The 13,207-nt window shown below is 74.3% G+C and carries 10 protein-coding genes; 7 read left to right on the top strand and 3 right to left on the bottom strand.

Features of this window, described 5'->3' with window-relative positions:
* Positions 1 to 11 precede the first annotated feature (11 nt).
* Positions 12 to 815 carry a glutamate racemase gene (locus IG62_RS0106295; RefSeq protein WP_030798506.1) on the bottom strand — a complete coding sequence of 268 codons (804 nt, stop codon included), beginning with the start codon at positions 813 to 815 and terminating at the stop codon, positions 12 to 14.
* Between the two features lie 172 nt (positions 816 to 987).
* Here IG62_RS0106295 and IG62_RS0106290 point away from each other — a divergent pair, with 172 nt between their 5' ends.
* The gene (locus IG62_RS0106290) at positions 988 to 2,136 is read left to right on the top strand and encodes a glycosyltransferase (protein WP_030798505.1); all 1,149 of its coding nucleotides are present in this window, start codon (positions 988 to 990) and stop codon (positions 2,134 to 2,136) included.
* A gap of 19 nt (positions 2,137 to 2,155) precedes the next feature.
* Here IG62_RS0106290 and IG62_RS0106285 read toward each other — a convergent pair whose 3' ends face one another.
* On the bottom strand, positions 2,156 to 3,580 hold the full coding sequence (locus tag IG62_RS0106285) for a TerD family protein (RefSeq protein WP_030798502.1): 1,425 nt from the start codon (positions 3,578 to 3,580) through the stop codon (positions 2,156 to 2,158).
* A 271-nt stretch (positions 3,581 to 3,851) separates the two neighbouring features.
* Here IG62_RS0106285 and IG62_RS0106280 point away from each other — a divergent pair, with 271 nt between their 5' ends.
* From IG62_RS0106280 to IG62_RS0106255, 6 genes are all read left to right on the top strand, one after another.
* The gene (locus tag IG62_RS0106280) at positions 3,852 to 4,304 is read left to right on the top strand and encodes a DUF6643 family protein (protein WP_030798500.1); all 453 of its coding nucleotides are present in this window, start codon (positions 3,852 to 3,854) and stop codon (positions 4,302 to 4,304) included.
* A gap of 47 nt (positions 4,305 to 4,351) precedes the next feature.
* Positions 4,352 to 5,176 carry an MOSC domain-containing protein gene (locus IG62_RS0106275; RefSeq protein WP_030798498.1) on the top strand — a complete coding sequence of 275 codons (825 nt, stop codon included), beginning with the start codon at positions 4,352 to 4,354 and terminating at the stop codon, positions 5,174 to 5,176.
* A 74-nt stretch (positions 5,177 to 5,250) separates the two neighbouring features.
* Positions 5,251 to 6,141, top strand: coding sequence for an MEDS domain-containing protein (locus IG62_RS0106270; RefSeq protein WP_030798496.1), 891 nt, complete (start codon positions 5,251 to 5,253; stop codon positions 6,139 to 6,141).
* Complete coding sequence (locus IG62_RS0106265; protein WP_030798494.1) at positions 6,135 to 6,575, top strand: ATP-binding protein; 441 nt, start codon at positions 6,135 to 6,137, stop codon at positions 6,573 to 6,575. Before IG62_RS0106270 ends, IG62_RS0106265 begins: the two co-directional genes overlap by 7 nt.
* 172 nt (positions 6,576 to 6,747) lie before the next feature.
* On the top strand, positions 6,748 to 7,341 hold the full coding sequence (locus tag IG62_RS0106260; protein ID WP_078871864.1) for a hypothetical protein: 594 nt from the start codon (positions 6,748 to 6,750) through the stop codon (positions 7,339 to 7,341).
* A gap of 176 nt (positions 7,342 to 7,517) precedes the next feature.
* Positions 7,518 to 9,953 carry a right-handed parallel beta-helix repeat-containing protein gene (locus IG62_RS0106255; protein WP_030798491.1) on the top strand — a complete coding sequence of 812 codons (2,436 nt, stop codon included), beginning with the start codon at positions 7,518 to 7,520 and terminating at the stop codon, positions 9,951 to 9,953.
* On the opposite strand, the gene IG62_RS0106250 is transcribed toward IG62_RS0106255, so the two are convergent.
* Positions 9,923 to 12,220: a hypothetical protein gene (locus IG62_RS0106250; protein ID WP_234326316.1), complete on the bottom strand. Its 2,298-nt coding sequence runs from the start codon at positions 12,218 to 12,220 to the stop codon at positions 9,923 to 9,925. The genes IG62_RS0106255 and IG62_RS0106250 overlap by 31 nt on opposite strands.
* Positions 12,221 to 13,207: the final 987 nt, after the last annotated feature.

The following is a 13,207-nucleotide window of genomic DNA, read 5'->3' as shown; positions in this document are numbered from 1 at the left end:
GAACGCCCCGTTCAGCCGCTCAGCGCCCCGGCGGTGTCCGTACGGGACTGGGCCAGCAGCCGGCCCTCGGCGTACGCGAGTGTGGCGGCGGGGAGCTCCGCCGTGCGGCCGCTGAGGAGCACGGTGAGTCCGCCGGCCGGGGTGGCCGCGGGCGCCGGCTCGGCACCGATACGGCGCAGCGCCTGGGCCGCGACCGCCTCGGCCGAGCCGTGCAGGACGAGCGCCGGGGCGCCGGGCTGCTGGAGGGCGGCGCGGATGCGTTCGGCGACCAGCTCGTAGTGGGTGCAGCCCAGGACGACGGCCCGCACGTCGCGCGGGGTACGGCCCGCGGCGACGGCGACGGCCGCGTCGATGGCGGCCTCGTCGGCCTGCTCCACCGCGTCGGCGAGCCCCGGGCAGGCGACGCCGGTGACGTCCACGCCGCGGGCGAAGCGTTCGATCAGGTCCCGCTGGTAGGGGCTGCCCGTGGTGGCGGGGGTGGCCCAGATGGCGACCGGGCCGCCGCCGGTCGCGGCGGGTTTGATGGCCGGGACGGTGCCGATGACCGGGACGGCCGGTTCCAGTTCGGCGCGCAGCGCGGGCAGGGCGTGGACGGACGCGGTGTTGCAGGCGACGATCAGTGCGTCGGGGCGGTGCGCGGCGGCCGCCCGGGCCACCGCGAGGGCGTGTGCCGCGACGTCCTCGGGCGTGCGCGGGCCCCAGGGCATGCCGTCGGGATCGGAGGAGAGGATCAGATCGGCGTCCGGCCGCAGTCGCCGTACGGCCGCGGCCGCCGCGAGCAGGCCGGTTCCGGAGTCCATCAGCGCGATCTTCACCCGGACACTTTACCGGGCGGCGGGTCCCACTTGTCATACCGGCCCGGCGAGCGGGTGGCCCTGGTCCCACGTGTCCCCCCGCCGCGCCCCGTCCGGGAGACACGTCGGTCCGGGCCCGTGCCGGGGACGTCCGGCGGCCGGGCCGGTGCGGCAGACTGCGGCCGTGGGAGCGATGGAGTGGATCGGTGCCGGGTCGCTGCTGGCCTGGCTGTGGCTGCTGCTGGGCCAAAGCTTCTTCTGGCGGACCGACGTCCGGCTGCCGGAGCGCCGGGACCCGGACCGCTGGCCGTCGGTCGCGGTGGTGGTGCCGGCGCGGGACGAGGCCGCGGTGCTGCCGGAGAGCCTGCCCTCGCTGCTGGGCCAGAAGTACCCGGGCCGGGCGGAGGTGTTCCTGGTCGACGACGGCAGCGGCGACGGGACCGGTGCGCTGGCGCGGGAGCTGGCGGCCGCGCGGGGCGGGCTGCCGCTGACGGTCACCTCGCCCGGGGAGCCGGGGCCGGGGTGGACCGGGAAGCTGTGGGCCCTCCGGCACGGGATCGCGCTCGCACGGGAGCGGATGGAACCGGACTATCTCCTGCTGACCGACGCGGACATCGCCCACGCCCCGGACAGCCTGCGGGAGTTGGTGGCGGCGGCCCGGTCGGCGGACCTGGACCTGGTGTCCCAGATGGCACGGCTGCGGGTGGTGACGTGCTGGGAGCGGCTGATCGTGCCGGCGTTCGTGTACTTCTTCGGGCAGCTGTACCCGTTCCGCCGGGTCAACCGGCCGGGGTCGCGGACCGCGGCGGCGGCCGGCGGCTGTGTGCTGCTGCGGCGGGAGGCGGCGGAGCGGGCGGGGGTTCCGGAGGCGATCCGGCACGCGGTGATCGACGACGTGACGCTGGCGCGGGCGGTGAAGCGCTCGGGCGGCGCCGTCTGGCTGGGGCTCGCGGACCGGGTGGACAGCGTGCGGCCGTATCCGCGGCTGGCCGAGCTGTGGCGGATGGTCTCGCGCAGCGCGTACGCGCAGCTGCTGCACCGGCCGGAGCTGCTGCTCGGCACGGTCCTGGGGCTGGCCCTGGTCTACCTGGCGCCACCGGTGGCGCTGGTGGCGGGGCTGGCCGGCGGCGGGGCGGTGCTCGCGGCGCTGGGCGGGGCGGCCTGGGCGGTGATGTGCGGGACGTACCTGCCGATGCTGCGCTACTACGGTCAGCCGCTGTGGACCGCGCCCCTGCTGCCGTTCACGGCGCTGCTCTACCTCCTGATGACGGTGGACTCGGCGGTGCAGCACTACCGGGGGCGCGGCGCGGCCTGGAAGGGCCGGACGTACGGTGCACCGTGAGCCGCGCCCCGGGGGGCGGTCATTTGCTGGCCGGCGACCAGTTGAGCCCCCAGCCGTAGGCGTGGTCGACGGTGCGCTGCGGGCTGACGCCGGGCTGGGGGACGAGGTAGCGGGCCTCGCGCTGGACGACGAGTTCGCCGCCGGTGTGGGTGATCAGGGCCAGTGCGCAGACGTTGGACGGGACCGTGCAGGCGTCGAGGGTGAAGTCGACGGGGGCGCCGTGCTGCGGCTGGAGGGTGACCGTCGCGTTCAGGCCCTCGAAGGTGCGGGCGCCGGCATAGACGGTGACGAAGATCAGGATGCGCTTGATGCGCGCCTGGTGGTCGAGGTTGATGGTCATGTTCTCGCCGGCCGCGACCGCGCCGGTGCGGTCGTCGCCGTCGAGCTGGATGTACGGCGGGGCGTGCAGGGCACCGAAGTTGCTGCCCAGCGGGTGGATCACCCCGGCCGCGCCGTCGGTGAGTTCGTACAGCGCGCACAGGTCGAGGTCCAGCTCGCCGGACGGGGGCAGCAGGGCGCCGCGGGCGCCCATGGCCTGCATCGCCTTGCGGCCGAGCTTCTGGGTCAGCCGCTTGCCGGCGCTGCCGCCGCTCCAGTTGAGGTTCACCCGCATCACCCCGGAGGTGCCGCCCTGCTTCGTCAACGAGACGGCGGGGGCCTCCTTCGTGAGGGTGACTTTTGTCAGACGAACGGCGGGGGGCGCGGGGACCGGCGCGGGCGGCCCCGGCGGGGGCGCCATTGACGCCGCCGGTTGACCGGCCGGCAACGGGGGCGCGAACGCCGCGGCAGGCGGCGTGACCGGGGGCGCGGGCGCCGCGACCGGGGGCGCGGGCGCCGCGACCGGGGGCGCGGCGGGCGGCGGAGCAGGAGCGGTGGGCGGCGGAACGGGCGCCGCCGCGGGGGCGGCCGGGGTGGCGGGCGGCTCCTCGACGCTGATGCCGAAGTCGGCGGCCAGACCGGCGAGTCCGCTGTCGTACCCCTGCCCGACCGCGCGGAACTTCCACGCCCCCTGGCGCCGGTAGAGCTCCCCGAGCACGAACGCGGTCTCCGTGGAGGCGTCCTGGCTGTCGAACCGGGCGAGCTCGGTGCCGTCGGCCGCGTCCAGTACGCGGATGTGGAGCCCGGGGACGCTCCCGAAGGTGCCGCCGTCGGCGGAGGCGGCCAGCACCACCTTGTCGACGGCCGGCTCCACGGCGCCGAGGGTCACCGTCAGGCCGTCCGTCGGAGCACCGCCCTCGGCGCGCTTCCCCTCATGGCGCACCGCGCCGGAGGCGTGCACGGGCTGGTTGTAGAAGACGAAGTCACCGTCGTCGCGGACCTTTCCGGACGAAAGGAGGAGCGCGGAGGCGTCGACGTCCGGTGTGCCGGGGCCGGCCCGCCAGCCCAGTTCCACCCGTACCGCCGGGGCCGGGACCGGAACGTTGCCGCCTTTGGGCATCGACATGCTGCGCCTTCCTCTCGTCCGCCGTGCCGCGTGCGCTGGCACCCGTGGCACCCCGCGTACGCGACCTCCCTCAACCTAACGTGCCCCCCGACCGCGCCGAACGTCCGTTGTTCACCCGCGAGAAGCGAGGTCTTTACACGATTCCAACGGGCGATCGCGACCGATTTTCCCAAGTTCGCTCGCATTGTGGATCCATGGCCACTCCGCACACGTAAAACAACCTTCTTTTCAGGCTCCCCAATCGACACATCGTGGGCTTAACTTATGACGCATGACCTCCCCCCGCTCTACCTACGGCGGCTACTACGCTTCGCCTTCCTTCCCCGACACCCCGATCTACGACAGCCTCGTGGCCGAGCGCGGCACGCCGCAGATCGCGCCGATCAGGGTGAATCCCTCGCCCTACGACACGGGCTCGTCGTATTTGCCGGTGCTGCCCTCGGCGCTGCCGGCACTTCCGGCGGCTCCGTCCCACTCCTCACCCGCGCAGGGCTACCCGGCTGCCTCCGCGCATCCGGTCGCCCCTCTGCAGCAGGCGCCGGCGCCCTACATCCCCCAGCAGGCGGGGTCCCGCGGCGGCTACCAGCCGCAGCAGGCGCCGCAACCCCAGCGCCCGGCCCCGGGCACGGGTTACGAGGCGATGCGGCCGGCCGCTCCGGTCGCGCCCCGGCCGGCCCCGGCGTACGACGATCCGTACGGCCGGCAGTATCCGCGCGGGTACTGACCCGGTCACCGGATCCGCTGTCAGAGGTGCCTGGCAGGATGGAACGCATGCTCAAGCCTGCGCTCCAGTCGATCCATCTCTATCCGGTCAAATCCATTGCGGGGTCCGGTCCCGGCGAGGCGGTCGTGGAGCCGTGGGGGCTCGCCGGGGACCGACGGTGGCTGCTGGTGGACGCCGAGCGCCGGCAGATCACCCAGCGGCAGCAGCCGACGCTGGCGTTGGCGCATGCCGAGGAGCTGCCGGGCGGCGGCCTGCGCCTCACCGCGCCCGGCAAGGAGCCGCTGACGGTGGAGGTGCCCGAGTACACCGGGACCCTCCCGGTGGAGGTCTGGCGGGACGTGGTCGAGGCGGTGCCCGCGGGCACCGCCGCCGCGGAGTGGTTCAGCGCGTATCTGGGTGTCGAGTGCCGGCTGATGTACCTCGACCTCCCGGAGAAGCGCCGGCCGGTCGATCCGGAGTACTCCGCACCCGGGGACACGGTCAGCTTCGCGGACGGCTTCCCGCTGCTGCTGACCACGACGTCCTCGCTCGACGCCCTCAACTCCCTCATCGCGCAGGGCGACCACGCCGACGAGGGCCCCCTGCCCATGAACCGTTTCCGGCCCAATGTGGTGGTGGACGGCACCGCCCCCTGGGCGGAGGACGACTGGCGCCGGGTCCGGATCGGCGAGGTGGTCTTCCAGATCGTCAAGCCCTGCTCCCGCTGTGTCGTCACGACCACCGACCAGCTCACCGCGGAGCGCGGCAAGGAACCGCTGCGTACCCTCGCCCGGCACCGCCGCTTCGGTGACCGTCTGGTCTTCGGCCAGAACCTGATACCCCGCGGGGTCGGCACGATCCGCGTCGGCGACCCGTTCGAGATACTCGACTGACGGGCCGGCGCGGCCCCCACCCGGTCGCGTCCGCCGCCGGCGGAGGGCGACGGGAGACAAAGAACTGCGTGTCGATGCCTGCGAACGACCCTTGGAGCGACCATCTCCTTCCCGTCCAGCAGCTGCGCCCCGGGGACCACGCCTTTGTGAGTTACGGCAATGACGAGGTGCGCTGGGACGTGGTCACGGCGTTCGTACGGCTCGGACTGGCCCCCGGCGAGAAGGTCCTGGTGCTGCCCTGCCCCGACGTGCCCGAGGAAGAGGTGCTGGCCCGCCTCGACTTCCCCAGCCGCAGCACGCTGCGCGCCCGCGAGCGCGGCCAGTTGGTGGTGAGCAGCATGCGCGAAGTGATCCGCCCCGACGCGGAGTTCACCGCCGCCCGCCAGATGGGCCGGCTGCACGCCGAGACGGACCGGGCGACGGCCGAGGGGTACGCGGGACTGCGAGCGTTCATCGACATGGGCTGGGTGGCCGCGCTCGGCGCCGGCATCGAGGCGATGACGCATCGCGAGACCGGCACCGGGGCACTGTTCACCGGCCGGCCGTACACCGAGATCTGCGCCTACGACCGCCGCCGGTTCGGCGACGCGGTGCTCACCGCCATGGAACGGGCGCATCCGCGCGCGCTGCTGGAGCGGCTGGGCAGCCTGTGCCGGGAGCGCGAGCCGGACGGCGCGCTGCGCTTCATCGGTGAGGCGGACGCCGCCCAGTTGGACGCCTTCACGCGGGCGCTGCGGATCGCGCTGGCGCACACCGCACCGGCCCGGCGGCTGACGGTGGATCTGACCGGGCTGCACTTCCTGTCGGTGAGCTGCGCCGTCGGCCTGCTCCTGCTGGTCCACGGCGCCGTGGGCCACGATGTGGTCGAGGTGCGCCGCGAGGGCGGGCAGCGCCGGACGCTGTGCCGGCTGGGCGGCGACGAGTTGCCGCGGCTGGTGTGGGAGGAGGTGGTACGGCCGTGGTGAACACGGATCCGGCGGACCCGACCGAGGGGTCCGGCCGCCGGCTGCTCCAGCGGCGGTTCACCGCCCGGCTGCTGCCGCAGTTGCGGCTGCTGGTCGAGGAATGCGCCGCCCGGGAGGGCCTGTGCGAGCCCCGGCGGGGCGAATTCGTGCTCGCCGTCGACGAGATCGCGGGCAACGCCGTGGAGCACGCGGGCGGCTCGGGACGGCTGGTGCTGCGCCGGATCGGCGACGAACTGGAGTGCCGGATCAGCGATACCGGCCCCGGGTTCAGCGAGGCGGTGATCCCCGAGCTGCTGCCCGGTCTGGACGGCGCGCCGAAGGGGCGCGGGCTGTGGCTGGCGCGCCTGGTGGCGGACCGGTTCTCGGTCGCCTCGGGGCCGGCCGGGACGGGCATGCCGGGGGCCGAGGTGACGCTGGCCGTCCGGCTGCGCTGACCTGCGCCGGCGCCGTACGGCGGGCCCGTGCCGCACGGCCGGACCGCCCTTCCCCCCACCGCCGGGCATCGCGCGCCGGGGGCGTGATGTAGCTCTCTCTTCGCACAACCCTCGCGTGGACCGCCCCTGATGCGGTATTCAACGGACACGAGAGGGGGCGACGATGCGCGCGATGACCGGAGTCTGGCGCTGGCGGCGCAATCCGCTGCGCCGCCGCACGGACCGGATCGAGGCCTGGGCGGCCCTCACGGCCGCGCTCCTGATCGTCCTCGCGGCGCCCCTGGCGGGCTGGTTCACCGGCCGGGCGGCGCACGGCGCCCTGCTGGAGACCGTACGGCTGCAGCACCAGCAGCGGCATCTGGTCCGGGTCAGCGTCGACCGGCTGGTCTCCCGCGCCCCGCTCGACCCCGATCCGGAGACCTCGTCGCAGCGCGATGCGCACCTCCGGGTCATCGCCCGCTGGACGGCCGTCGACGGCAGCCCGCACATCGGGCAGATCGCGGCGCCGCATCCGGTGGAGCCCGGCGAAGGGTTCCGGATCTGGACGGACGGCCGTGGCCGGGTGATGCCGCGCCCGATGGACGTCAGCACGGCCGGTACGCATGCGGTGCTGGCCGGTCTGGGCACCGCCGCCGCGGCCGGCGGACTGATCGAGGCCGGCCGGCGGCTGGTCGTCGGGCAGCTGATGGCGCGTCGCTTCCGCCGGTGGGACCAGGAGTGGGAGCGCGCGGGCCAGACCTGGGGCCGCGCGGACGCCGGGAGTTGAGCCCCCGGACCCCAGCGGCTGACCAGCAGCTGACCGTGTCAACTGCCGCCCTCCGGGCGCGCTACGGTGGGGGCGCCAGCCTCCCGGCTGGGGCCCGGCGGACCCGAATGCGGACATCCGCGGACGGAGCGTGCCGGGCCGACATCAGCCGCACGAAGTGGGGACACGACAGCGCCATGGCACAGGGCTCGGTCCAGGTGACGCACTCCGGCACGTCGCGATGGCGGCGCCGTACAGGGGAGTACAGCTCGCTCGCCGCAGCCCTGGAGGCCGCCGGGGACGGTGATGTGCTCACCGTCCCGGCCGGTACGTACCGCGAGAACCTGGTGCTGGTGCGCGCGGTGACGCTGCGCGGCGCGGACGGGTCGCGCGGCTCGGTGCGGATCGCGCCGCCGGACGGCGTGGCGCTGACGATACGGGCGTCGGCGACCGTGCACGACCTCCATCTGGAGGCCACCGATTCGGCCGCGCCCGCGCTGCTGGTGGAGGACGGCGCCCCCGAGCTGTCCGGGCTGCGGGTGGTGACCCGGTCCGCGTCCGGCATCGAGGTGCGCGGCGGGGCCCGCCCGACGGTGCGCCGCTGCACCGTCGACAACGCGGGCGGTGTGGGCATCAGCGTCCTGGACGGCGCCGGCGGGCTCTTCGAGGACTGCGAGGTGATGGCCGCCGGCCAGGCCGGGATCACGGTGCGCGACGGGGCCCACCCCCGCCTGGAGAACTGCAAGGTCCACCACGCCTCGGGCGCGGGCCTGGCGGTCAACGGCGAGGGCAGCGCGGTCGAGGCGGTGGGCTGCGAGCTGTACGAGATCAAGGGCACCGGGATCCAGGTGGCGGCGCGGGCCACCGGCCATCTCACCGACTGCACGGTGCACCGCACCTCCGCCGACGGCGTCACCCTGGACACCGACGCGGTGCTCACCCTCGCCGACTGCGACATCCACGACATCCCGGAGAACGCGGTCGACCTGCGGTCCCGTTCGGTGCTGACGCTGACCCGCAGCACGGTGCGCCACTTCGGGCGGAACGGCCTGTCCGTATGGGACCCGGGCACGCGGGTGGACGCCAACCAGTGCGAGATCCACGACAGTACGGGCGACTACCCGGCGGTGTGGGTCAGCGACGGCGCCACCGCCGTACTGGACGCGACCCGGGTGCACGACGTACCGGACGCGCTGTTCGTCCTGGACCGCGGCTCCCGGGCCGACGTGGTGGACTGCGACCTCGCCCAGGTGCGGAACACCGCGGTGTCGGTGAGCGACGGAGCCACCGTCCAGCTGGACGACTGCCGGATCCGGGAGGCCGCGACCGGCGCCTGGTTCCGCGACCACGGCAGCGGCGGCACCCTCGCCAACTGCACCATCGACGGCGCCCAGACCGGCGTGATCGTCACCAAGGGCGCGGACCCCACCATCGAGGGCTGCACGGTCAGTTCCCCGGCGGAGGCCGGGTTCTACGTCTCCGCCGAGGGGCGCGGCACGTTCCACGGCTGCCGGGTCACCGGCAGTTCCGGCTTCGGCTTCCATGTGATCGACGGCTGCCGTACCACACTGACCCGGTGCCGTACGGAGCGGTGCGCGCGCGGCGGCTACGAGTTCGCCGAGGGCGGCGCCGGACAAGGCGACGGGCCGACCGTCCAGGACTGCACCAGTGACGAGAGCCGGGCCGTCCCCGCGCCCGGAACCGGCACCGCGCCCACCGTGCAGCACGCGACGCAGACCGCCGGGCTGCTGGGCAACGTCCCGGCGCAGAGCCCGCCGCCGGCCACCGCCGCGACCCCGGAACCGGAGCCGGCCGGGCACAGCCGGCCGTCCGACGAGGTACTGGGCGAACTGGACACCCTCGTGGGGCTGGAGAGCGTCAAGCGGGAGGTGCGCAGCCTGATCAACATGATCGAGGTGGGCCGCCGCCGGCAGCAGGCCGGCCTGAAGGCCGCGTCGGTCCGCCGCCACCTCGTCTTCACCGGCTCCCCCGGCACCGGCAAGACCACGGTGGCCCGGCTCTACGGCGAGATCCTGGCCTCCCTCGGGGTGCTGGAGCGCGGCCATCTGGTCGAGGTGTCCCGGGTGGACCTGGTCGGCGAGCACATCGGGTCGACCGCGATCCGCACCCAGGAGGCGTTCGACCGGGCGCGCGGCGGGGTGCTGTTCATCGACGAGGCGTACGCCCTCTCCCCCGAGGACTCCGGGCGGGACTTCGGCAAGGAAGCCATCGACACCCTGGTGAAGCTGATGGAGGACCACCGGGAAGCCGTGGTGGTGATCGTGGCCGGCTACACCGCCGAGATGGAACGCTTCCTGGCGGTCAACCCCGGTGTGGCGTCACGTTTCTCACGCACCATCAGGTTCGGCGACTACGCCCCGGAGGAGCTGCTGCGGATCGTCGAGCAGCAGGGCGAGGAGCACGAGTACCACCTCGCCGAGGGGGCCGGCGAGGCGCTGCTGAAGTACTTCACGGTGCTGCCGAAGGGCCCGTCGTTCGGCAACGGCCGCACCGCGCGGCAGACCTTCGAGGCGATGGTCGAGCGGCACGCGGGCCGGGTGGCGCAGCTGACCGACCCGAGCACCGACGACCTGACCCTGCTCTACGCCGAGGACCTGCCCGAACTTCCCTGAGTCGGCAGGCCGTCCGGGTGGCCGCCGGCCGGCCGCTGCTCCGGCATCCCCGGCAGCCCCGGGCCGAGCCGGGCGATCAGCTCGGCCCGGACGGTGTCGAAGACCGGGTCGGCCTGGTAGTCGCCGTGGCCCAGGATCTGGGCGGGCAGCGGATTCTGCAGCGTACGGCCGAAGGCGAGCGGGTCGCGCAGCGGCCCCTGGTCGACCCGGCGGCCGTCCTCACAGGTGAGCCGGATCGGCCCGCCGATGGGGTCGGTGAACCGCCACAGATTGCGCCAGTCGTCCATCTCGCGGTGGAGTCCGGTGAGCGCGGGCGGGCCGAAGAAGGCCGGGAACCAGCGTCCGTAGAGGCGTTCCAGGGGGCTGCCGTACGTCAGCAGGGCGACCCGGCTGCGGGTGACCAGGTCCAGCTGCCAGACGGCGGCGGCCGCGAGCACGCTGCCCTGGGAGTGCCCGGAGATCACCAGCCGGCCGTCGAACCGCTCGGTCCAGGTGGCCATCCGCCAGGTGAGGTCCGGTACGGCGCGCTCGGCGTAACAGGGCGGCGCGAAGGGGTGGGCGGCGCGCGGCCAGAACGTGCCGACGTCCCAGAGGATGCCGATGGTGCGGCGGGCGGAGTGGTCGCGGTAGGCGCGCCGCCCCATGGCGAGCAGCAGTATGACGCCGGCGCTCATCAGCCAGGAACCGAGGGACTCGGCGGTCTCGGCGGCGGCGTGCACGACGGGCGGTGCGCCCTCGGTGGCGCGGCCGGGCGCGCGGTCGGTCAGCCAGGCGCCGGCCACCGCGCCCGCGCCGAGGACGAGGGTGACCGCGGAGGTGGCGGCGACCAGGACGGGCGCCGCGTCGGTGAGCCCGGCGCGGGCGATGGTGCCGGCGATCGCCCGCGTACGGCGGTGGTCGGGGCGTTCGCGCGGGTCGTAGAGGCCGGGCACGTCCGCGGCGACCCGGCGGCGGACGATCAGCACGCGGACGGCGGCGAGCACCGCGACGACCACGCACACGACCAGCAGCGCCGGGATGGCCGAGGCCTGCCAGGACAGCAGCACCGGCGGACCGGGGACGGGCGCGTGCGCCTGACCCGGCGTCGCCCCGCCGTCCATCCAGTCGGCGAAGCGCTGGGCCACTCCCCCGGAGAGCACCCCGCCGACCGCGCACGCCAGCAGGGCGACGGCCGGGCCGCCCATGCCTCGTAGCGCCGTCCGTGCGTCGTCGTCCCGGGCGGCGGCGCGCTGCAGCACCCAGGCGGTCACCGCGAGGGCGAGGACCAGCACCCCCTGGAAGACGGCGATACCGCCGAAGGCCGCGGCGCCCGGCAGCGGACCGTAACTGTGCGAGCCGGGCCGCGCCCAGGCGGAGTGCACGGCGATCAGCCCGAGCACCACGAGGGCGGCGTAGGGCAGCGCGCGGACGACGAGCCGGTCGGTCTCCTCGTCCGGCGCGGCCTCACTGCGCGCGGTGCGCCAGACGACCACCAGGGTGGCCGCGGCGAGCAGGATGACCAGGGCGGTCAGCGCCCGCCCGGTGACCGCGAGAACGGAATAGTGCCCTCCGGTCCCGTCCGCCTTCGCACCGGCCGCGAGCAGCACCGCCGCGATGGTGAGCACCCCCGCGGTGGTGTGCGCGGCACGCAGCCGGGCGACCAGCCGACGGCCGTACCAGAAGCCCTCCAGGCTCAGCGCGGTGCGTTCGGCGTCCGGGGTGTAACGGGAGCTGCCCGGCACCCGTGGTGGCGGCGAGGCGGATTCGTAGGCGCTCCAGGTGCGGTGCGAGAGCCACCACAGGAAGCCGATGACGAGCAGCGGCACCACCGAGGCGAGCGCCAGCCGCCGGCCGGGGGCGCTCCACCAGCCGCCGTTGTCCGGGCTGAGGAACCCCAGCCAGGACTTCCCGGCCACGCACACGGGGGTTCCGGCGCACTGCCAGGCCGTGAGGTCCAGGGCGACCTCACAGGCCGCGGCGGCGAGCAGGACGGTCAGGGAGAGGGCGAGCATCCGCACCAGGAGGTCGTAGATCCGCTGCGCCCGGTGGTCGGGTGGTGCGGCCGGGCGCATCCAGTGCGCGAGGTTGGCGACCATGAAGGGCACCAGGATCAGCCACAGGGCGCGCGCCCCGTTGCCCGAGGTGAGGTTGGACCAGCAGTACGCCTCCCGCACCGGCTCGCCCCGGTAGTCACCGGGCCGCTCCTCGGCGTCGGCATCCTCCGTACGCCGGTAACAGGCGGCGGTGTCGTCCCCGGTGATCAACTGAACTCGCGGATCACCGAGCATGTCCTGGGCGGTTGTGCCACCCACACCGTGCACCAGAAGCTCCAGGGAGAGCTGGGGTTCCAGGGAGAGCTGGGGGGTGTCGGTGGGGCGGCCAACTGGCGCTGTGGTGCGGTTCGTTGAAGGATCGTGTTCGAGCGGGTCGGTCGGTGTCGGTTCCGCGGTCTCCACTGGTGTCCCCCGTTGTCGGTGTGGCCCGGCCGCGCGGCGGCTGGGCCCGGTGCGCGTGCGGTGTGGTTGTGGCGTGGTGTGGTGTCGTGGGGTGCGGTTGGTGGCTGTGTGTGGCGCCTGTTGTGGGGCGGTTGTGGTGCGTGGCTGCTTGTTGCGGGTTCCTGTTGTGTGATGCGGCACTTGGTCTTGGTGCTGCATCGTTTTCGTATTCGTACTGCGGTGGCTTCGACTGCGGTGGCTTCGCGCTGCGTTGCCTTCGTGCTTCGTTGGTCTTGGTACTGCGTTGGCTTCGTGCTGCGTTGGTCTTGATACGGGCTTGGCGTTGGTACGCCGGCTAACGTGATGCGGCGCACCAAGGATTGTCCCTTTCCGGCGGGGGCCCATCCACCCGAACTGAGACACGGATGGGCGCGGCGGCCCGCTGACGACGCATCCACGCCATGCCGCCTGGGGCGGACACGACTTGAGCGGGGCCCCGGGGCCTCAGGTGTTCCGGGTGCGCCAGGTGCGCCGGTGGGCAAGGTGCACTGGGTGCGCCGCGTGCGCCGGATGCGCCGCGTGCCCTGGGTGCGCTTCGCGCGCGACGCCCATCCCCCCACCCCCGAACCCACCCCCGCCCCCTCCCCCTAAGGGGGAGAGGGGGAGGGGGCGGGGGAAGCCCCGGGAGGCGGCTGGAGGCGCGGCAGCGCCGGGAGCAGGCCGTGGACGGGGTTGAGGGAGGCGACTAGGCGGCGTACCGGAACGGGCGGGTTGGCGGGTGGGGCAGTCGGCCGAGCGCCGGGACGTGCAGGGCTCCGGGAGCCGCGGTCGGCGGAGCGC

The organism is Streptomyces sp. NRRL S-337, assembly GCF_000720175.1.
GTDB classification, from domain to species: Bacteria; Actinomycetota; Actinomycetes; order Streptomycetales; family Streptomycetaceae; genus Streptomyces; species Streptomyces siderophoricus.
This window is presented reverse-complemented; position numbering and strand designations above follow the sequence as displayed.